At 68.6% G+C, this 20561-nt stretch carries 21 protein-coding genes and 1 other RNA gene; 1 reads left to right on the forward strand and 21 read right to left on the reverse strand.

All coding sequences use genetic code 11. The annotated features are described in order from the left end of the window. The first annotated feature begins 61 nt into the window (after positions 1-61). The gene (locus Y958_RS09450) at positions 62-1453 is read left to right on the forward strand and encodes an aminotransferase-like domain-containing protein (RefSeq protein WP_186291140.1); all 1392 of its coding nucleotides are present in this window, start codon (positions 62-64) and stop codon (positions 1451-1453) included. Here Y958_RS09450 and thiD read toward each other — a convergent pair. From thiD to Y958_RS09555, 21 genes are all read right to left on the reverse strand, one after another. Further along, positions 1450-2262 carry a bifunctional hydroxymethylpyrimidine kinase/phosphomethylpyrimidine kinase gene (gene thiD, locus Y958_RS09455; RefSeq protein WP_088871788.1) on the reverse strand — a complete coding sequence of 271 codons (813 nt, stop codon included), beginning with the start codon at positions 2260-2262 and terminating at the stop codon, positions 1450-1452. The genes Y958_RS09450 and thiD overlap by 4 nt on opposite strands. 4 nt (positions 2263-2266) lie before the next feature. Next, a complete protein-coding gene (glmM, locus tag Y958_RS09460; RefSeq protein ID WP_088871789.1) occupies positions 2267-3643 on the reverse strand; it encodes a phosphoglucosamine mutase in 1377 nt (458 codons plus the stop codon). Positions 3644-3668: 25 nt separating this feature from the next. After that, on the reverse strand, positions 3669-4784 hold the full coding sequence (gene folP, locus Y958_RS09465; RefSeq protein ID WP_088871790.1) for a dihydropteroate synthase: 1116 nt from the start codon (positions 4782-4784) through the stop codon (positions 3669-3671). Between the two features lie 157 nt (positions 4785-4941). After that, positions 4942-6882 (reverse strand): ATP-dependent zinc metalloprotease FtsH, encoded by a 1941-nt coding sequence (ftsH, locus tag Y958_RS09470; RefSeq protein ID WP_088871791.1) that lies wholly within the window; start codon positions 6880-6882, stop codon positions 4942-4944. Between the two features lie 130 nt (positions 6883-7012). Further along, positions 7013-8458 (reverse strand): tRNA lysidine(34) synthetase TilS, encoded by a 1446-nt coding sequence (gene tilS, locus Y958_RS09475; RefSeq protein ID WP_088871792.1) that lies wholly within the window; start codon positions 8456-8458, stop codon positions 7013-7015. A 16-nt stretch (positions 8459-8474) separates the two neighbouring features. Next, positions 8475-9497: a tol-pal system protein YbgF gene (gene ybgF / locus Y958_RS09480; protein ID WP_145727892.1), complete on the reverse strand. Its 1023-nt coding sequence runs from the start codon at positions 9495-9497 to the stop codon at positions 8475-8477. Between the two features lie 266 nt (positions 9498-9763). Beyond that, positions 9764-10267 (reverse strand): peptidoglycan-associated lipoprotein Pal, encoded by a 504-nt coding sequence (gene pal, locus Y958_RS09485; protein ID WP_040842912.1) that lies wholly within the window; start codon positions 10265-10267, stop codon positions 9764-9766. 174 nt (positions 10268-10441) lie between these two features. Then, the gene (gene tolB / locus Y958_RS09490; protein WP_004271538.1) at positions 10442-11776 is read right to left on the reverse strand and encodes a Tol-Pal system beta propeller repeat protein TolB; all 1335 of its coding nucleotides are present in this window, start codon (positions 11774-11776) and stop codon (positions 10442-10444) included. Next, a complete protein-coding gene (locus tag Y958_RS09495; protein ID WP_088871794.1) occupies positions 11776-12732 on the reverse strand; it encodes a hypothetical protein in 957 nt (318 codons plus the stop codon). The genes tolB and Y958_RS09495 overlap by 1 nt, the downstream gene beginning before the upstream one ends. A 20-nt stretch (positions 12733-12752) precedes the next feature. Further along, positions 12753-13202, reverse strand: a complete 450-nt coding sequence (tolR, locus tag Y958_RS09500) for a protein TolR (RefSeq protein WP_088871795.1) — start codon at positions 13200-13202, stop codon at positions 12753-12755. Position 13203: 1 nt separating this feature from the next. Further along, positions 13204-13932, reverse strand: coding sequence for a protein TolQ (gene tolQ, locus Y958_RS09505; RefSeq protein WP_050898128.1), 729 nt, complete (start codon positions 13930-13932; stop codon positions 13204-13206). 8 nt (positions 13933-13940) lie between these two features. Next, the gene (locus Y958_RS09510; protein WP_276328574.1) at positions 13941-14507 is read right to left on the reverse strand and encodes a YbgC/FadM family acyl-CoA thioesterase; all 567 of its coding nucleotides are present in this window, start codon (positions 14505-14507) and stop codon (positions 13941-13943) included. Then, positions 14500-15585, reverse strand: coding sequence for a Holliday junction branch migration DNA helicase RuvB (gene ruvB / locus Y958_RS09515; protein ID WP_088871797.1), 1086 nt, complete (start codon positions 15583-15585; stop codon positions 14500-14502). Before ruvB ends, Y958_RS09510 begins: the two co-directional genes overlap by 8 nt. Beyond that, positions 15582-16208, reverse strand: coding sequence for a Holliday junction branch migration protein RuvA (gene ruvA / locus Y958_RS09520; protein ID WP_088871798.1), 627 nt, complete (start codon positions 16206-16208; stop codon positions 15582-15584). The genes ruvB and ruvA overlap by 4 nt, the downstream gene beginning before the upstream one ends. Continuing rightward, positions 16205-16729, reverse strand: coding sequence for a crossover junction endodeoxyribonuclease RuvC (gene ruvC / locus Y958_RS09525; protein WP_088871799.1), 525 nt, complete (start codon positions 16727-16729; stop codon positions 16205-16207). The genes ruvA and ruvC overlap by 4 nt, the downstream gene beginning before the upstream one ends. A gap of 26 nt (positions 16730-16755) precedes the next feature. Continuing rightward, positions 16756-17505 carry a YebC/PmpR family DNA-binding transcriptional regulator gene (locus Y958_RS09530; RefSeq protein ID WP_040846141.1) on the reverse strand — a complete coding sequence of 250 codons (750 nt, stop codon included), beginning with the start codon at positions 17503-17505 and terminating at the stop codon, positions 16756-16758. A gap of 243 nt (positions 17506-17748) precedes the next feature. After that, positions 17749-18579 carry a TIGR00282 family metallophosphoesterase gene (locus Y958_RS09535; protein ID WP_040846143.1) on the reverse strand — a complete coding sequence of 277 codons (831 nt, stop codon included), beginning with the start codon at positions 18577-18579 and terminating at the stop codon, positions 17749-17751. A 23-nt stretch (positions 18580-18602) separates the two neighbouring features. Then, positions 18603-19310, reverse strand: a complete 708-nt coding sequence (locus Y958_RS09540; RefSeq protein WP_244909248.1) for a 5-formyltetrahydrofolate cyclo-ligase — start codon at positions 19308-19310, stop codon at positions 18603-18605. Between the two features lie 68 nt (positions 19311-19378). Next, positions 19379-19538: non-coding RNA, 6S RNA (gene ssrS, locus Y958_RS09545), on the reverse strand. Between the two features lie 14 nt (positions 19539-19552). Next, positions 19553-19903 carry a cell division protein ZapA gene (locus Y958_RS09550; RefSeq protein WP_004273341.1) on the reverse strand — a complete coding sequence of 117 codons (351 nt, stop codon included), beginning with the start codon at positions 19901-19903 and terminating at the stop codon, positions 19553-19555. 7 nt (positions 19904-19910) lie between these two features. Beyond that, positions 19911-20168, reverse strand: a complete 258-nt coding sequence (locus Y958_RS09555) for a DUF4164 family protein (RefSeq protein WP_004273342.1) — start codon at positions 20166-20168, stop codon at positions 19911-19913. Positions 20169-20561: the final 393 nt, after the last annotated feature.

Genomic DNA, 20561 nt, shown 5'->3' on the forward strand with positions numbered 1-20561 from the left:
CAATGGGGACAATTCCGGAATAGAACAGAGACATATCTTCATCAATGCCGATATTGTCGCCATGACAATGACCGAGAAGCAGCCACATTGGCTGCCCGACATCAGCCACCGCCCGGGCCCGCGCTATCGCGCCATCGCCGCCGCCCTGCAGGACGACATCGGCAGCGGCGCCCTGCCCATCGGCGCCAAGCTGCCCACCCATCGGGATCTGGCCTGGCGCCTGGGCGTCACCGTGGGCACGGTCACCCGCGCCTACGCGGAAGCCGAGCGCAGCGGCCTGATCGGAGGGGAGGTCGGGCGCGGCACCTTCGTGCGCGATCCCCGGCCGACGGAGGCGCCGGTGGACAACACCGGCATCATCGACCTGTCGGTCAACGCCCTGGCGCAGCACCCCAACGAGGAACGGCTGCGCCAGGCGCTGCTGGGCCTGGCGTCGCGCAACGACCTGTCGGGCCTCATGCACTACCCGCCCGTGAACGGCAGCGCCCGCCACCGCCAGGCCGGGGCGGCGTGGATCGCCCAGACCACAGGCCTGACGGTGGACCCGGCCCTGGTGCTGCCCACGGCCGGGGGGCAGAACGCCATGCACCTGGCCCTGGCCGCCATCACCCGGCCCGGCGACAGCCTGCTGGTGGAGCAACTGTCCTATCCGGCGGTGAAGCCCCTGGCCGGGCTGCTGGATCTGCGGTTGGTACCCGTGGCCATGGATGACGGGGGCCTGCTGCCCGACGCGCTGGAGCAGGCGGCCCGCGCCCATGGCGCCCACGCGCTCTATTGCATGCCGCGCCTGCACAATCCCACCACGGTGACGCAAAGGCCCGACCGCCGCCAGGCGGTAATGGCCGTCTGCCGGCAGGCCGGCATCCGGGTGGTGGAGGACGACGTCTACGGCTTCCTGGCCGACGACGCCGGCCCGCCGGCCCTGGTGGCGCTGGATCCGGAGCGGGTGCTGTTCCTGACCAGCCTGTCCAAGAACCTGATGCCCGGGTTGCGCACCGGCTTCCTGCTGTGCCCGCCGCCCCTGATGGACCGGGTGCGTACCCTGCTGCGCGCCACCCTGCTGGGGGTCAACCCGCTGGGGGCGGAGCTGTCGGCGGAGTTCATCCTGTCCGGCGCGGCCATGGAAAGCGCCATTCAGCGTCGCGCCCTGGTAGCGGACCGTCAGGCCCAGGCCCGCCGCCTGTTGCCTGGCGCCGCCTCCGACCCCGCCTGCCCGCACCTGTGGCTGCCCCTGCCCGAGCCCTGGCGGCGCGAGGATTTCGCCCGCGCGCTGCTAAGCCGGGGCGTGCGCGTCACGCCGGCCGACGCCTTCGCCGTGGCCCGCGGCGACACGCCCCACGCCGTGCGCGTCTGCATCGGCGGGGTGGAGCGGGTGGAGGTGCTGGAACACGGCCTGCGCATCCTGGCCGATCTGCTCTCAGAGCCCGCCGCCATGGGGGAGAGTTTTGTTTAGGGAAACGGCCTGACCGTGTGCATGTGGTTCAAAGGGCCATGGCCGCCGCCGAAGCCGGGCGCGGTGCGGATGGCCTCCTGCACGTAGGCGTGCGCCCGTTCCACCGCCTGGGGCGCGGCCAGCCCCTGGGCCAAGCCGCAGGCGATGGCCGACGCCAAGGTGCAGCCGGTCCCGTGGGTGTGCACACTGTCGAAGCGGGGGGCGCTGTAGCTGTGTTCCCCACCCCGGGTGACCAGCAGGTCGGTCACCACCGGGCCGGCGCGGTGGCCGCCCTTGACCAGCACGGCGTGGGTGCCGAAGTCCAGCAGGCGGTCGGCGGCGCGGCGCATGCCGTCCAGGCTGTCACCCTCGAAACTTTCCAGGGGCAGGCCGGTCAGGGCCGCCGCCTCCACCGTGTTGGGGGTTAGCAGCGTGGTGATGGGCAGCAGCCGCGTGATCGCCACCGACACGGCGCGATCCTCCAGCAGGCGCTGGCCGCCTTTGGCCGCCATGACCGGATCGACCACCAGGGCGGGCACGCCCACCTCGCTCAGTACCTCGGCCACCGTCTCGATGACCTCGGCGCAGGCCAGCATGCCGGTCTTGACCGCGTCGGCGCCGATATCGGCCAGGCAAAGCCGCATCTGCAGGGCGATGAACTCTGGCGGAACGGGCATCACCGCCTGGACGCCATGGGTGTCCTGCGCCGTCAGGGCCGTCACCGCCGTCATGGCGTAGCCACCCAGCGCCGTCACCGCCTTGATGTCCGCCTGGATACCGGCGCCGCCGCCGCTGTCGGACCCGGCGACGATCAGGACACGGCCGCGCATGGCCTTATTCCGCGACCTTGGAGGCGGGCGCCGGGGCGGCGTCCTTGATGGCGGCGACGATGTCGTCCACCACCGCCGTCACCAGGCCCTGGTCGTCGCCCTCCGCCATGACGCGGATCAGCGGCTCGGTGCCCGACTTGCGGATCAGGACGCGACCGGTGCCGCCCAGCCGGGCTTCGCCGGCGCGGATGGCGTCCTGAACGCGGGTGGCAGCCAGGGGCGTGGTGCCGCCCGCCGGCTCGAACCGCACGTTCTTCAGCACCTGCGGCAGGGCCTGGAAGACACGCAGCACCTCCGACGCTGGCTTGCCCGACTGCTGGATTACGGCCAGCACCTGCAGGGCTGCCACCAGGCCATCGCCCGTCGTGCCATGGTCGGACAGGACGATGTGGCCGGACTGTTCGCCACCGACGTTGTAGCCATGCTCGCGCATATGCTCCACGACATAGCGGTCGCCCACCGGCGTGCGGGCCAGGCTCAGGCCCCGGCCCTTCAGGTGCAGTTCCAGGCCCAGGTTGGACATGACGGTGGCCACGACGCCGCCGCCGCGCAGGGTGCCGGCATCGGCGCAGGCGCAGCCGATCAGCGCCATGACCTGGTCGCCGTCGATCTGGGTGCCGGTCTCATCCGCCAGGATCAGGCGGTCGGCGTCGCCGTCCAGGGCGATGCCCAGGTGGGCACCATGGGCCACCACGGCGTCGCGCATGGCCTTGGGCGCCGTGGCGCCGCACTCCTTGTTGATGTTGAAGCCGTCGGGCGCCACTGCCACCGGGATGACCTCGGCCCCCAGTTCCCACAACACCTTGGGCGCCACCTTGTAGGCGGCGCCGTTGGCGCAATCGACCACGATCTTCAGCCCATCCAGGCGCAGGCCGCGCGGGAAGGTGGCTTTCGCCTGCTCGATATAGCGGCCGATGGCGTCGTCCAGGCGCTGGGCACGGCCCAGATCCTTGGCACCGGCCAGATCACTGAAGCCCTCCACCATGCGCGCCTCGATGGCGGCCTCGACCTCGTCGGACAGCTTGTAGCCATCGGGCCCGAACAGCTTGATGCCGTTGTCGTAATAGGGATTGTGCGAGGCGGAGATCATGACGCCCATGTCGGCGCGCAGCGACCGCGTCAGCATGGCCACCGCCGGCGTGGGCATGGGGCCCACCAGGGTCACGTCCATGCCCATGGAGACGAAGCCGGCCACCAGCGCCGGTTCCAGCATGTAGCCCGACAGGCGGGTGTCCTTGCCGATGACCACCAGGTGGCGGTGGTTGCCGCGGCGGAACTGCAGGGCGGCGGCCATGGCCACCTTCAGGGCCGTCTCCGCCGTCATGGGCTCGCTATTGGCCGTGCCCCGGATGCCGTCGGTACCAAAGAGTTTACGCGCCATCGTCTTTCACGCCGCCGTCAAAAGTCTAAACATTGTGGCCGTGCAGCGCCTGCCACAGGGCCCGCGCCTGCACCGTCTCCGCTACATCGTGCACCCGCAGGATATGCGCGCCCCGGTCCAGGCAGGCAAGGCCGCCGGCCAGCGATCCGGCCAACCGGTCCTTGGGCGCCTCTCCCCGCGACAGGGCGGCCAGGAATCGCTTGCGCGACAGGCCCACCAGCAGGGCGCAGCCGGTGCCATGATAGAGCGCCGTGTGGCACAGAATGTCCAGATTATGCGCCACCGTCTTGCCGAAGCCGATGCCCGGATCGACGACGATACGTGCACGGGGGATGCCGGCGGCCACGCACGCCTCCACCCGCGCCAGCAGATAGTCCATGACGTCCAGGGCGGCGTCGGCGTAGCGCGGCTCCAGTTGCATGGTGCGGGGGTCGCCCTGCATGTGCATGAGCACGACCGGGCAGCCGCGCGCCGCCACCAGGGCCAGGCTGTGGGGATCACCCTCCAGCGCGCTGATGTCATTGATGATGCGGGCGCCGGCATCCAGCGCCGCCGCCATGACCGGGGCGTGGCGGGTATCGACGGAGACGACCGCCCCCACCGCCGCCAGCGCGCGGATGACAGGCACCACTCGCGCGGCCTCCTCCGCCGGCGACACCGGGGCGGCGCCCGGCCGCGTGCTCTCGCCGCCGATGTCCAGGATATCGGCGCCGGCCGCCATCAGGGCCCGTCCATGGGCGATGGCGGCATCGGCGGCGGCGTAGTCCCCCCCATCGGAGAAGCTGTCGGGCGTGACGTTGACGATACCCATCACCAGGGGGCGGGAAAGGTCCAGGCCGGCAAAGGCCGGGCGCGGCGCTGACAGGGCGGCGAGGCGCCGGCCGATAGCCTCGCCCACCCCGGCGGCAGCGGCCCAGGCGGCCAACTCGCGCGACTCCATCACCTTGCGGGCGACGGCACCAGGGCGGCGCACCGCCACCTCCACCTGCGTGAAGGACAAGACCGTACCCGCCAGCGGATGGCCATCGGGGGCGTGCAAGCCGGACAGCAGGCCCACAGGGGTCAGGTACACGTCTTCGGCGGCAACGGGCGCCCCGGAAGTCCACGGGTCCAACGGGACGGAAGGCAGGTCGGATGGCATGAATGTCCTCTCACGCGATGCCGCGATCCTAGTCCCCTGCCCGCGCCGGCGTCATCCGCCCTGGCGACAGCCCTGCCCCACGGCGGATCGCCACCGAAAAAACAAAACCCCCGGGCGCCAGGGCGACCGGGGGTTCTGTGAACGAGCCAAACCCGAATCAGGTACCGGGCTGCGGCTCCGGCGTGAAGGGACCGGGTTCCGCGCTGGTGGTGCCGCTGGTGGTGGGCACCGAGGTGCGGCGGCCGACGCCGCGCGGCGGCACCTTGGGCGGCTCCGTCGATTCCGGACGCACGATGCTCTCGCCCCGCAGCAGGGCGCGGACCTCGTCACCCGACAGCGTCTCGTATTCCAGCAGGGCGTTGGAGACGTTGTGCAGGTCGTCCATGTGCTCCGTCAGGATGCGGCGGGCATGGCCCTCGGCCTCCTCGATGATGCGGCGGATTTCCTCGTCGATCAGTTGAGAGGTGGCTTCGGAGATGTTCTGCTGCTGGGTCACGGAATGGCCCAGGAACACCTCCTGCTCGTTGGCGTTATAGCGCACCCGGCCCAGCCGCGCGCTCATGCCGAATTCCGTCACCATGCGGCGGGCCATGTTGGTGGCCTGCTGGATGTCGTTGCCGGCGCCGGTGGTCACCTGCTCCGCCCCGAAGATCAGCTCCTCCGCCACGCGGCCACCGAACATCATGGCCAGCTTGGATTCCAGCTCGATCTTGGAATAGGCGTACTTGTCACGCTCCGGCAGGCTCATGGTCACGCCCAGGGCACGGCCGCGGGGCACGATGGTGACCTTATGCAGGGGGTCGCTCTCCGGCATGAACAGGCCGACCAGGGCGTGACCGGCCTCGTGATAGGCGGTCAGCTTCTTTTCCCGGTCGGTCATGACCATGGACCGGCGTTCGGCGCCCATCATGACCTTGTCCTTGGCGGCCTCGAACTCGCCCATGCCGACCACGCGGCGGCCGGCGCGCGCGGCCAGCAGGGCCGCCTCGTTCACCAGGTTGGACAGGTCGGCGCCGGAGAAGCCGGGGGTGCCGCGAGCGATGGTGCGGGCGTCCACGTCGGGGGCCAGCGGCACCTTGCGCATGTGGACCTTCAGGATCTTCTCACGGCCCTGCACGTCGGGGTTGGGCACCACCACCTGGCGGTCGAAGCGGCCGGGGCGCAGCAGGGCCGGGTCCAGCACATCGGGACGGTTGGTGGCGGCGATGAGGATGACGCCCTCGTTCGCCTCGAACCCGTCCATCTCGACCAGCAGCTGGTTCAAGGTCTGCTCACGCTCGTCGTTGCCGCCGCCCAGGCCGGCGCCACGGTGGCGGCCGACGGCGTCGATCTCGTCGATGAAGATGATGCAGGGGGCGTTCTTCTTGCCCTGCTCGAACATGTCGCGCACACGGGACGCGCCCACGCCGACGAACATTTCCACGAAGTCCGAGCCGGAGATGGTGAAGAACGGCACGTTGGCCTCACCCGCGACGGCGCGGGCCGTCAGGGTCTTACCGGTACCCGGCGGGCCCACCAGCAGCACGCCCTTCGGGATCTTGCCGCCCAGGCGCTGGAACTTCTGCGGGTCCTTCAGGAACTCCACGATCTCTTCCAGTTCCTGCTTGGCCTCATCGATGCCGGCCACGTCGTCGAAGGTGACGCGTCCCACCTTTTCGGTCAGCAGGCGGGCGCGGCTCTTGCCGAAGCCCATGGCCTTGCCGCCGCCGGACTGCATCTGGCGCATGAAGAAGATCCACACGCCGATCAGCACCAGCATGGGCAGCCAGGAGATGATGATGCTGAACAGGGTCGGGTTGCCGCTGTCGTCCGGCACCGCAGTGATCTTCACGTTCTTGTCGGCCAGCCGGGTCACCAGATTGCTTTCCGGCGGCACGTAGGTCGAGAAGGTGCGGTTGTCGCGGTAATGGCCGGTGACCTGCGGGCCCTTGATCGTCACGTCGGCGACGGTGCCGCGATCAACCTCTTCCAGCAGTTCGCTGAAGGGGATGCTGGCTTGCGTCGTCCGATTGGTGGAAGTCTGGAAAAGGTTGAACAGAACGAACAGCAAGACGCCGATAAAAGCCCACAGCGCCAAATTTTTACCGAAGTTGTTCACGTCTCTCAGCCTTTCCTCGACCAACTGCGCCCTGCCACCCGGCCCGCATGGCCGGTTTCAATGGCGGGGGTCGCAGCCCACCCGGCGGATTTCGCGCATTTCACGCGGATATCCATCGGGACCGTTTCCATTAGATAATGACGCGGGCGTCAGAGACAACTGCCATCACGTCTAGGCCGGCCTCCATAGGCGGCAAAAACGGGGGAGGTGCCAGGGGCGACAGCGGGCGGAACGCCAGCCGGGGCAAGGTTCCCTCCCCCACCGGCGTCCCCTCGCCCGTCGAAAGCGGCTCCACGGTCCAGGCCAAATGTGGCACCGCCACCAGCAGGCCGTCCCGGCGCAGGGCCGGCAGGGTGGGCCAAACCGCTTTGGGAATCCGGACAAGCGCCGGCAGATCCAGCGCCGCCAGCCGGCGCGCCTCGACCGAGCCGAGGGCGCCCAGCGTCAGCGCCCCCTCCCCACAGTCCCCGACCGCCTGGAAACGCCCATCCCAGCGGGTGGCCGCGCGCGTCAGGGGGACCGGCGGCGCCATGCGTCCCGCCTGGCGCAATAACAACAAGCGTCGCCTGTCCCCGGCACCGCCCAGCCGCCGCGCCTGGGTGCCGGCCAGGGTCAGCGCCAAGGCGCCAGCCTCGGGTGCCCACAAGCCGGGCAAGGCCGTCAGCAGACGCTCCGCCCCCTGCATCGGCGGCAGGTAGGGCTGCCCGCCCACGACCGCCGCCAAGCCGGCCAGCAGGCGCAAGGCCACGGGCCTAGGCAGCTCCCCCAGGGTATCCACATCCACGACGGCATAGCCTTCGGGCGCCAGCAGCACATGGCGGGCCACAGCGTCGGCCAGGCCGGACTCCAGCACCGACCGCGCGCGGCCCGCCTGCGCCGCCTGGGCCAGCAGCTCGCCCAGCGGCACGCCCTGGCGCCGCAGCCGGCCCCGGGCATAGCGCTCCATAAGGTTGGAGGGGTCGTCGATCCAGGGCTGGCCAAGAGCCCGGCAGGTTGCACCAAGATCGGCGCGGCTGACGGTCAGCAGGGGACGCAGCAGGCGCACATCAGCCAGGGCGCGGGCGGCGGCCATGCCGGCCAAGCCTTCCACCCCACTGCCACCGGCTTGGCGCAGGGCCACGGTCTCCGCCTGGTCTTCCCGGTGATGCGCCAGGCACAGGTGCAGGATGCCGTGCGCCCGGCAGGCGGCGGCCAGCAGGTCGTAGCGCGCCTGCCGTGCCGCCGCCTGCAAGCCGGTGGCGGGCTTGGCGCCCGTCCAGGTGAGGATGGTGTGGGAAATGCCCCGCGCCGCCAGCCAGCGGCCGACCTGTGCCGCCTCCGCCGCCGACTCCGGCCGCAGGGCGTGGTCCACGGTCAAAGCCTCGACCCGGCCGCCCTGGGCGCGCGCCCAACGGTCGGCCAACAGGGTCAGCGCCAAACTGTCGCGGCCGCCTGAAACGCCGACGGCCAGGGTGGGGGCGGTCTCAAACGGGCCCAACGGGGCCAAAAGGCGCGCGAATTGGGCGTCATCGACCGCCACACCCCGCGACTCGCCTGGCTCCATGAATGATGCGGGGGGCGCCCGGCCGTCGCCCATGGCGCCCCCCTCCCTCTTACTTGCAGCCCAGGCGGTTCTTCTGGTCCTCGCCCCGGCGCTTCAGCGTGGGGGCGGCGTCCTTGTCGGCGTCCAGCTGCTTCAGCACCACACAGGCGCTGGCCTTGTCGCCCAGGCCGTCCAGGGACAGCGCCAGCTTCAGCAGGTAGTCGGCGCCCTTGTTGCTCTTCGGGTATTTCTTGTAGCCGTCACCGAAGGCCACAGCGGCGGACTTGTAGTTGCCGCGCATATAGAAGGTCTCCCCCAGCCAGTACTGGGCGTTGGAGGCCAGCGGGCTGTCGGGGTTCTGCTTCAGGAACTGGGTGAAGGCCTTTTCCGCGTTGGGGGCGTCGCCCTGGCGCAGCAGGTTGAAGGCGTAGTCGTACTGGTCCTGCGCCGGGCCGGCCGGCAGGGTACCACCGGAATCGGCGGGCGCCGTGGCCGGGGCGCCGCCCTTGTTGCCGCCCGGGGGCGGCACCGGGCCGGTGTCGGTGCCAGGCAGCGGCGGCTTGCCACCGCCCTTGAGATCAGGTGATGGCGGGGTGCCGGCGTCGCCGCCACCGGTGGAGGCGCCCAAGCCGATACCGGCCTTGTCCTCCAGCTTCTGCAGGCGCAGGTCGATGTCGGCCGACAGCTTGTCCAGCCGCTCCTTCATCTGGCTGACCTGGTAGGCCAGCTCCTCATACTTGCCGGTCTGCTGCTGCGTCTGGGTTTCCATCTGCAGCTTCAGCACCTCGATCTCCGCCGCCGCGGAGGAGCCGCCGCCACCGGGGGTGCCGGTCATCGGGCCCGAGGGCTTGACGCCGTTGCGGTAGACGTCCCGCGACAGGGTCTGAACGTCCGTCTCCAGGCGGGACAGGCGGTTCAGCAGGTCCTGCATGTCCCGGCTTTGCGCCCCGGCCGGCGCCGGCGCGAGCAGCGGGACGGCGACCAGGGCGGCCATGCCGCACAGCGCCATCCAGCGGGAAGCGCCTTGCCACCAGCGGCGACCGCGACGGTTGTGGGAAGGGGAAAGGGTCGGGGACGACAGCGACGGCGTCATGGATCGGTTCCGGGGAAGGATCAGCGGGGAACGGAAGACAAGCTTGGCAAGGGCCAGGCGGCCCGCCAAGCGCGACCTTAGCGCGGGACTCGCCCGCCCGGAAGGGGCGTCCGCAGGCCCATTTACCTCATAAGCAGTATTATTCTGCCCAAAAGTACTATTCGCCCAGTAAGCGGACAGTAAAGCGGACGCCAAGAAAAAAGGCGCCGCCCGACCCCCACGGGGTCGAACGGCGCCCTTTTAACCAACCACCCGAGTGGGGCAGCTTAGTTGATGACCGTCACGCCGCGACGGTTCTGCGCCCAGGCGGCCTCGTTGGAACCGAGGACGGCGGGACGCTCCTTGCCGTAGCTGATCACCTGCACGCGGGCCAGGTCGACACCGGTGGCGGTCAGGTAGTTCTTCACGGCGTTGGCGCGACGCTCACCCAGGGCGAGGTTGTACTCGCGGGTGCCGCGCTCGTCAGCGTGGCCTTCGATCGTGATCGTGACCTGGCCATACTTCTTCAGCCAGGCGGCCTGCTTATCCAGGGTCGCGGTGGCTTCCGGGGTCAGGTCGAACTTGTCGTAGCCGAAGAACACGCGGTCACCAACGTTGACCACGAAGTCTTCCTTGGAACCCGGGACCGGACCGGTCGGCTTGGTCGGCTGCGGAGCAGTGGTGGTGGTGGCGGTACCGCCGGTGGCGACTTCGGCCTTCTTCTCCGGCGTGGAGGAGCAAGCGGCCACCAGGGCCAGAGCAGCACACAGGCTCAGATAGTTCATGCGCATAGTTTGAGACCCCCTACGGACAACTTTAAAGTGGGATTGCTATTATCGCGACCGCGATCTCGATTGAAGTGAGGTGGCGGCGGCAGCTGTCAAGCCGCCACCGCCACTTATTCCCGTCTCTGTAGACCGACAAGTCTTACGTCGCTCTTGCGCTGCGAAAGTACTGTGGGCTTATCACGGAATCAAGGGCGACCAAGCGGGGTCGGAGGCGTCCGTGGGCGTCAGCATCTGCCGTTCGTTGCGTCCGGTGAGGTCGATGGAGTAGAGGCGGACCTGGCGCTGGCGACCGCCCTCACCCGTCGGCTTTTCCTTAAAATACATAAGGACACGACCGTTGGGCGCCCAGGTCGGGCCCTCAACCAAGTAGCCGGTGCTCAATTCGCGCTCACCGGAACCGTCGGGGCGGATCACGCCGATCGAGAACCGGCCACCGTTGATCCGTGTGAAGGCGATGAGGTCACCACGGGGTGACCACACCGGCGTGCCATACTTGCCGGCGCCGAAAGTAATGCGCTGAACATTCGTGCCGTCAGCATTCATCGTATAGATCTGCTGACTTCCGCCTCTGTCAGATTCGAAAGTAATTTTACTTCCGTCGGGCGAGAAGGATGGCGCGGTATCAATGGCCGGATTGTCGGTCAGGCGGGTCTGACGGCGGGTGCGCAGGTCCAGCAGATAGATGTCGGTGTTGCCATTCTGGGCCAGGCTCATGATGACCTTGTTGCCGTCAGGCGAGAAGCGCGGGGCGAAGGTCATGCCGGGGAAGTCACCCAAAACCTCCTGCCGGCCGGTATCCACGTTGAAGATGTACACCCTAGGCCTGTTGTTGAAGTAACTCAGGTATGTAATTTCCTGAGCCGTGGGGGAGAAACGCGGCGTTAACACGAGCACCCGGCCATCGGTCAGATACAGGTTGTTCTCGCCATCCTGGTCCATAATGGCCAGCCGCTTCTGCCGCGCCGTCGCCGGACCTGATTCGGCGATGTAGACGATACGGGTGTCGAAGTAGCCGTCCTCGCCCGTGATGCGCTTATAGATGGCGTCCGCGATGATGTGGGCGATGCGGCGCCAACCGTCGGGCTGGGTGAAGTAGGCGAGGCCGGTCAGCTGCTGCTGCGCCAGCACGTCGAACAGGCGGAACTCCACCTTCAGCCGGCCGTCGGGCTGCACGCTGGCCGTGCCGCTGACCAGGGCCTGGGCGTTGATGACCTTCCAGTCGCCATAGCGCGGCAGGCCGTTGGCCAGCTGGTCCGGCGTCTGGATGAAGGCGCGGTGGTCCAGCGGGCGGAACAGGCCGGAGCGTTCCAGGTCGGCCTCGACCACGTTGGCGATCTGCGCGCCCACTGCCTCACCATAGAACTGGGTGACGGCGATGGGCAGCGGCTGGACATTGCCCTGGGTGATATCGAGATGCAGCTCGGCCTTGGCCTGAACCGCGACCGCCATGATCATCACGGCAGCCAGGGCGATGGCGCGCCGTAAGGCGGTTAGCGTCTGTCGCGTGGTCATCAGAACATGTCCTTCGGGCTGAACGTGAACACGATGGACCCGGCCCCGCCGTACTTTTCCTTGGGCAGGCGCAAGGTCGAACATTGATCCTTCTGCAGCGCGCGGAGGGTGCTTTCCACGAAGCTGCGATAAGTCGGGTTGGACAGCGAGCCGTTGCCGGACACGTAGTCCACCTTGGTGACGCGCATGGAACTGTCGAAGGTGACGCGAATGTCGGCGCTCATCTTGTCCACATCCTTGCCGCCAGCCGGCACCGCCCAGCAACCCGCCAATTGCGAGCGCAAGGCATCCTGTTCTGACGCCGAAAGATGGTCGGATTGAGGCTGAGCCACCGAGGTCTGCTGTGTCTTCGGCGTGTCTTTCGCCGGGGTGTCCTTCGCCGTGTCCTTGGGCTTGTCTTCCTTCAGCTTGTCCACGTTCTTCAGGATGCTGTCCAGCGACGGCGTATCCTTCTTCGGCGGCTCAGGCTTCTTGGGTTCCGGCTTGGGGGGCTCAGGCTTTGGTTCCGGCTTCGGCACAGGCTTGGGCTGTTCCAGCTCCACCGTCTTCTGCTCCTCCACCTTAGGCACCTCCATCTTCTTGATGGGCAGGGCCTCAGGCTCCGGCGGGGGCGGTGGGGTGGGCGCGGGCTTGGGCGGTTCCGGCTTAGGCGGCTCGGGCGGGGTCGGCTTTTCCGGCACCTTTTCCGGCGGCGGCGGGGTGGGCTCGGACTCGGCCTGCTGCTGCGGCGGGGTGGGCGGGGTCGGGTCGGGCTGCGGCTCGGGCGCCCTGGGTGCCGGCGGCTGCGGGGTTTCCGGCGGCTTGACCGATGTGTTGGTCAGCTCGCTGATGTCCATCTCCACCGCCACGGGCTCAGACATGACCAGCGGTTCGCTTTTCAGCAAAGGCAGGCCAAGGATCGCCAGCAGCAGCAGCGCGACGTGCAGGACGACTGAAAAGATGATGGCCGGACGCATGGGATCGGTCTGGCTTCCTGCTAGCGACGGGCCGGGGTGTCAGGCAATTGCGCGATCAGCGACACCTTCTTGTAGCCGGCGCTGCTGATCGCCCCCATGACCTCGACGATGCGGCCGTAGGCCAGGGACTTGTCGCCCCGCACGAAGATGCGCGCGTCGGGGTTGTTCTGGCTGATGGCGGCTAGGCGCGGCACCAGGTCGGTCAGGTCCGTCTTGGTCTCGTTGAGGTAGACGTCGCCGTTGTCGCGGATGGACACGACCAGCGGTTCATCCTGGCCCGGGACGGCCGGGGCCTTGCTTTTGGGCAGGTCGACCGGCACGCCCACGGTCAGCAGGGGCGCCGTCACCATGAAGATGATGAGCAGCACCAGCATGACGTCCACCATGGGCGTCACGTTGATGTCGGCCATGGGACGCGCGCGGCGGCGCCCCCGGCCGGTGGACTGCTTTCCCGATAGCGACGCGCCCATGTCAGCCCCGCTCTTCCAGGTGGCGCTGCAGGATGGCGCTGAATTCTGTCACGAATGAGTCCAGCCGATCGCCGAAGCGGGCGATGTCGGAGGAGAACTTGTTGTAGGCGATGCTGGCCGGGATGGCCGCCACCAGGCCCAGGGCCGTGGCGAACAGCGCCTCGGCGATGGAGGGGGCCACGACCGCCAGGCTGGTGTTACCGGCCGCCGCGATGCTGGTGAAGCTGTGCATGATGCCCCACACCGTGCCCAGCAGGCCGACGAAGGGGGCGTTGGACCCGACGGTGGCCAGCACGGTGATGTAGCGCTCGGTCTGGGCCATCTCGCGGCTGACGGTCACGGACATGACGCGCTCGATGCGCTGGGCCAGGTTGGCACGCATGGCGCCGGAGGAAGTCAGCCCGCGCTCGTTGGCGTGGCGCCATTCGCGCATGCCGGCGGCGAAGGTGGCGGACAGCGGGTCACTGGGGGCCTTGCCCACTTCTTCATACAGCTGATCCAGCGAACCGCCGGACCAGAACTGCTCCTCGAAATCGGCGGCGGCGGCCTTCATGCGGCGCAGCTTGATCGACTTGTCGAAGATGATGGCCCACACCCAGACCGAGGCCGCCAGCAGCCCCAGCATGATGGCCTTGACCAGCCAGTTGGCCGTCATGAACAGGCTGAGGGCCGACAGGTCCGCCGCCGGATTGGCGCCCAGGGCCACGAAATTCATGATCTGATGCTGCATCGCCACTCTCACTCTTCGGACGGGGCGTCCGCCGACGCGCCGTCACCCTTCGAATTGATCTTTTCGCCTTCAGCGCCACCAATACCCAAACGGGCGAAGGCCCGCGCCATTGGCGTTGGGACCCGCACCGCCCGGCCTTGGGCGTTGATGCAGGCCAGTTTCAAAGTCAGCCGGACCAGTACCTGGTCGTCTTCCGTGGCCTGGCCGGGTGGCACGATGCCACCACTTTGTGGCCGGTATATGGTCTGTTCCGCTAAAACCGTGGCGCCGGTGACACTGGTGATGCGGCTGCGCACCAAAAGTGTGTCCTCCAGCCGGGCCGGAGCCAGGAAGTCCATCATGCAGCGGCGCACGGCGAAAGCGACGCCGGTCGTCGCCACCTGTTCCGCATGCGGCACGCCCAGCACCCGCAGCATCTCCGTCCGCGCCCGCTCGGCATAACGCAGATAATTGGCGTGGTAGACGATGCCGCCGGCGTCCGTATCCTCGTAATAGACCCGGACGGGGAAATGGTGGACATCGCCCACCATGTGGCCGGAGAGATGGCCCCCAAGCGTGTTAAGGGCCTCAGACATCCGGCCCCTCCTCCGCATCCGGCCCTTCCACATCCATTGCCCCCAGCAGGTCCAGCTGGCGCGCCGGGGTGCTCACTGGGGCGGGCAGGCCCAGATAGCGATAGCCCATGTCGGTCAGCAGGCGGCCGCGCGGCGTGCGCTGCAGCAGACCCTGCTGGATCAGATAGGGCTCGATTACCTCTTCCAGCACGTCGCGCTGTTCCGACAGGGCGGCCGCCAGCGTCTCCACCCCAACCGGGCCGCCACCGTAATTGTTGGCGATGCAATTGAGATAGCGCCGGTCCATGGCATCGAAGCCCAGGCGGTCAACCTCCAGCCGGGTGAGGGCGATGTCGGCCGCGCGGGCGTCGATCTCGGTGGCGCCGGCCACGGCGGCGAAATCGCGCACCCGGCGCAGCAGGCGGCCGGCCACGCGGGGCGTGCCGCGCGAGCGGCGCGCGATCTCCAGCGCCCCTTCTGGCAGCAGCGTCATGTCCAGCAGGCGGGCAGCACGGCTGACGATCAGCTGCAACTCCTCCGGCTCATAGAACTGCATGCGCAGGGGAATGCCGAATCGCTCCCGCAAGGGGCGGGTGATGAGGCCGGAGCGGGTGGTGGCGCCAACCAGGGTGAAGGGCGGCAGGTCGATGCGGACGGAGCGGGCGGCCGGCCCCTCGCCGATGATGAGGTCCAGGTGGAAATCCTCCATGGCCGGATAGAGGATTTCCTCCACCGCCGGCGACAGGCGGTGGATCTCATCGATGAACAGCACATCGTGCGGCTGCAGATTGGTCAGCAGGGCCGCCAGGTCGCCCGCCTTGGCGATGACTGGGCCGGAGGTGGCGCGGAACCCCGCTCCCATCTCCTTCGCCACGATCTGGGCCAGCGTGGTCTTGCCCAGGCCGGGCGGGCCGAACAGCAGCACATGGTCCAGCGACTCGCCCCGTGAGCGGGCTGCCTGGATGAAGATGGACAGGTTTTCGCGTACCTGTTTCTGGCCGGTGAAATCGGCCAGGGACAAGGGGCGCAGCGACACGTCCTGCCCATCGCCCGCGGCCCGTTCGCGGCCCACCAAACGGTCCGACTCCGGGCCGCTCATGCGCTCAGTTCCTTGAGGCCGGCGCGAATCAGTTCGGAAACGCCGGCCTCAGGGCCCAAACGGGCGGCGCAGGTGGTGACGGCGGCGAAGGCCTCCAGCCGCTTGTAGCCCAGGTTGACCAGGGCGGAAACGGCGTCGGCCACGGCACCGTTGACGGCGGGCGCGGCCGCCGCGTCCGTCTTGCCGGCCGGCGTGCCCGCCAAAGTGGGGGCCAGCGCCAGCGCGGGCACCTTGTCCTTCAGTTCGCTGATCATGCGGGTGGCGAGCTTGGGGCCCACGCCGTCGGCCTGGGTCAACGCCGTCTTGTCCTGGGCCATCAGCGCCTGGGCGATCTGCTCCGGCGACAGCACGGACAGCACGGCCAGGGCGACGCGGGCGCCCACGCCCTGCACCGTGGTCAGCAGGCGGAACCAGTCCCGCTCCGCCACGTCGGCGAAGGCGAACAGCTGCATCTTGTCTTCCGACACCCACATCTCAGTCAGGACCGAGACGGCCTCCCCCACCCCGCCCAGGCGGCGCAAGGTGCGGGAGGAGGCGGAGACGAGATAGCCCACCCCACCCACGTCGATGATGGCCCAGTCCAGGCCGGTGCTGTCGAGCAGACCCTTGAGTTTCGCGATCATCTTGCCGCCCCCGCCATGATGCCGCCCACCAGGCGCCGGGTCTGGCTGTGGTGGGCATGGCAGATGGCCACGGCCAGGGCGTCGGCCGCGTCCGCCTTGGACAGCTGGAAGCCCGGCAGCAGCATGCGTACCATGGCCTGCACCTGCGTCTTGTCGGCGTGACCGGCGCCCACCACCGACTTCTTCACCAGGTTGGGCGGGTACTCCGACACGGGCAGCCCCTCGCGCGCCGGGGCCAGCAGGGCGATGCCCCGCGCCTGCCCCAGCTTCAGGGTGGAGACGGGGTTCTTGTTCACGAAGGTCTCTTCCACCGCCGCCTCGTCCGGCGTCCAGGTCCGGATGACGTCCTGCAGGCCGTCGTACAGCGTGACGAGACGGCGGGCCAAGTCATCCCGGTCGTCGGAATGCACGACCCCGTCGGCAACATGCGTCAACCGGTTGCCGGAAACGTCGATGACGCCCCAGCCCATGTTGCGCAAGCCCGGATCAAGGCCCAGCACGCGGATCGACCGATCCCCCATGGCCGCCGTCCCCCTTCCCGTCCGGCTTAGCCCAGCTTCTCCAGAAGCTCCGGCGACAGCTCGAAGTTGCCGATGACGTTCTGCACGTCGTCGCTGTCGTCCAGCACGTCCAGCAGCTTCAGCAGGCTCTGCGCCGCGTCTTCCGACGGGGCCACCGTGTTCAGCGGCTGCCAGGTCAGCTTGGCGCCTTCCGGCGCGCCGAACTTGGCTTCCAGCGCGTCGCGCACTTCACCCAGGCTGTCGACGCCGGTGATGATGGAGTGGCTCTCCTCATCGCTGCTGACATCGTCGGCGCCCGCCTCGATGGCGGCTTCCAGCACGGTGTCGGCATCCGCCACGGCGGCCGGATAGGTGATCAGGCCGATGCGGTTGAACATGAAGCTGACCGAGTTGGTCTCGCCCAGCGTGCCGCCGTGCTTGGAGAAGGCCGAGCGCACTTCCGAGGCGGTGCGGTTGCGGTTGTCGGTCAGCGCCTCGACGATCAGGGCGACGCCGCCGGGACCGTAGCCCTCGTACCGAACCTCATCGTAATTGGTGTCGTCGCCGGCGCCGGGCGTGCCTTGCTTGATGGCGCGGTCGATGCGGTCGCGCGGCATGTTCTGCACGCGGGCGGCCTGGATGGCGGCGCGCAGGCGCGGGTTGTGCCCCGGGTCGGGCAGGCCCGCCTTGGCGGCCACGGTGATTTCACGCGCAAGCTTGTTGAACAGCTTGGACCGCTTGACGTCCTGGGCGCCCTTGCGGTGCATGATGTTCTTGAACTGTGAATGTCCAGCCATGGGACCCTGAACTCTATATGGGGTTGAGCGGGGGTATATCCGGGCAGCTTGTACCACATGTTGTGGCATCAGGCACGCCCAGGGACAGGCCTGGGGGCGAAGCTTGCCACAGGCTTGTCACAGGACCGTGCTTTCCGTCCGAGTTACGGCCGCTTTATGGCGGAATTCCGGCAACGCCGCCAAGGAGGTTTCTGCAATGCTAACCGGAAAGGCGGCGGGCGAGAGGGCGAAAGGGCGACCGACTCAGGCCAGCTTAGGCATAGCCTGCGACAGGCGGCCGCCCACGCGCACCGCCTCGGCCCGCAGGGCCAGGCCGGTGCGATCGTCCGTTTCCACGAATACACCGCAGACGCTGACGGTGGCGTCGTTCTCCGCCGGGGTCAGGCGGTCGGTCGGCAGCTTGCGCGTCAGGCGCAGCACCGCCGCCTCCTTCTTCATGCCGATGACGCTGTCATAGTCGCCGCACATGCCGGCATCGGTCTGGTAGGCGGTGCGGCCGTTCAGGATCTGGGTGTCGGCCGTGGGCGTGTGGGTGTGTGTGCCCACCACCAGGGTGACGCGGCCGTCGCAGAAATGGCCCATGGCCATCTTCTCGGACGAGGCCTCGCCATGTACGTCGATGACGATGGCGTCCGCGGCGTTGGGCCCCAGGCGATAGGTGCGCAGCACCTTCTCCACCGCGGCGAAGGGGTCGTCCAGGGCGTCCATGAACAGGCGGGCCATGACGTTGACCACCAGCACCTTGCGCCGCCCGTCACGCGTGGGCAGCAGCGAGGCGCCACGACCGGGCGTGCCCTCCGGGTAGTTCAAGGGGCGCAACACGTTGGGCAGACGGTCGATCTGCCCCACCAGTTCCTTCTGGTCCCAAACGTGGTTGCCGGTGGTCAGGCAGTCGACGCCGGCGGCGAAGAACTCCTGCGCGATCTTCTCGGTGATGCCGAAGCCGCCGGCCGCGTTCTCGCCGTTCACGATGACGAAGTCCAGCGCCAACGCCTTGCGCAGGTCCGGCAAGTGCCGCAACACGCCGTCACGGCCGCTGCGGCCGACCACGTCACCCAGGAACAACAGACGCATGACTTCCTCAACCCCGAAAACGGTCAGCGCTTGCGCCGCTGCCCGGCCCGAACGGCGTAGCGCTCGGTGACGATCCAATCCAAGCCCTGGTCATGCGCGTCGCAGGGCACCTTGTCCAGTTCCTGGTCGGCGAAGGCGATGCCCACCGCCTGGATGACATGCTCGCGCCGCAGCAGAGCCAGGGTACGGTCGTAGAAGCCGGCGCCATAGCCCAGGCGCCGCCCCCGGCGGTCGAAGGCCAGCAGGGGCACCAGCACCACGTCGGGCACCACGGCGCCGCCACCGGGTGCCGCCTCTTCCATCGGCGCCGGCACGCCCATCACGTCGGGCGACAGCAGGGTGCCGGGCAGCCAGCGGCGGAACAGCAAGGGCTGGCCCTTGGCCTGGCAAACGGGCAGCGCCGCCTTCACCCCGGCCGCGACCACCCGGTGCATGAGCGGACGGGGATCGATCTCATCCCCCACGGGCCAATAGAAGGCGATGGTGAGGCCCACCGGGGCCAAGCCGTCCGTGATCCGGGGCAGCGCGCCCAGGAAATTGTCGGCCAGCGTCTTGGACGCCGCGGCGCGATCCAGCTCCAGCTCCGCGCGCACCCGGCGGGCCGAGACCCGCACCGCCTTCTTGGCAACGCGCGCCGCCTCCTCCGTCAGCGGGGCCACCGGACCCGTGGCCGATGTAGCGGTACCAGGGGCCGGGGAAACGTCGTGGGTACGGGAGGGTGCGGCGGTCACGGGCGGATAAGGTCCCTCGAAGGACAGGCCCCGGCATCATGCGGGGCGGGAGGGGAGGATAGGGTCTGGAAGGAGCCGCGACGGCCGATGGACAAGCGTATCCTCCACGGCCTGCCAAGGCAGGTGGGAGCCATATGTCCGACACCACGGCGTCGGCAGGGACAGCCCCCTAGAGGATTGGGTATCGGCCCTGGGGATAATGCGTCCTGTCGAGCCGCGCAGCCCCCTTCCAGAAGACTAATTTAGGAGCGATCAAGCCGCGCTGCAATGTCTTCGATGCGTTTGGCCAGGCTGTCGACGGCCGCGATGACGCTATCGTCCTCTGCGCGGGGCGCAGGGGTCGCCTCCGGCGCCGGGGCCGGCACCGGGCGGCGCGGCCCTCCCAGCTCAGCCCGCAGGTCGAAAATCTCATCCGCCAGCATGAGGGCCGTCAGCACCAGCAGCTGCGTCTCGCTGCCGCCGGAAGCGTCATGCGCCACCTCGCGCAGGCGGGCGTCGACATAGGAGCCAAGCTCGCGCAGGCGCTGTTCCTGGCCATCGTCGCAGGCCAGGCCATAGGGGCGTCCATTCAGGATGATGTCCACGCGGGCCATCTTCTAATCAGTCCTCCAGCACCGCACGCAACTGGCCGATGGTCCGGTCCAGCCGCTCCGACAAGGCCGCGGTCGCGGCCTTGGCACCCTGCTCCCGCCCTTCCGCCGCCGCCAGCGCCCGTTCCAGCTGGGCAATGCGGGCCTTGGCCGCCTCATCCACGTCGCCGGCAACGGCCGCAGGCTGCGCCAGCCGTCGTTCCAGCGCCCCGTCCAGCACAAGGACGGCGGCATCCAGACGTTCCAGCGCGGTCTTCAGTCGTTCCATGGGACGAGACGGGTCCGATAGCCAATGGAAGGGAGGTCGGGTGCAAATAAGATGGATAAGCTCTGGCGTCGAATAAAGAAAGAAAGCGGTCGGGACCAGCGAAAAAACCGCGCGGACAGATGATTAGGCCCCGGTTAGGCGCCGGCGCGGGGGCGACAGGATCACGAATGGGAAAGCCTGGCGGGAAAGGCCCGCCGGATACAGGCGTTAACGCTGGCCGCGCTTGCAGTTTTCGGAGGGCCCCGGACCTTGACGCGGCAGGCGGTGGCGGTCATGGTGCCGCCCGCCCCTCGCGCCTGGACTGTGCGCGCACGACGCCCTTAAAGAAGGCGGTGCGGCGGCGCAACTCATCGGGAGCATCGGGCCCTGGATCGTCTCCCGGGAATACCCTTC

The sequence above is a fragment of the Nitrospirillum viridazoti CBAmc genome (genome assembly GCF_000730165.1).
Classification (GTDB): Bacteria; Pseudomonadota; Alphaproteobacteria; order Azospirillales; family Azospirillaceae; genus Nitrospirillum; species Nitrospirillum viridazoti.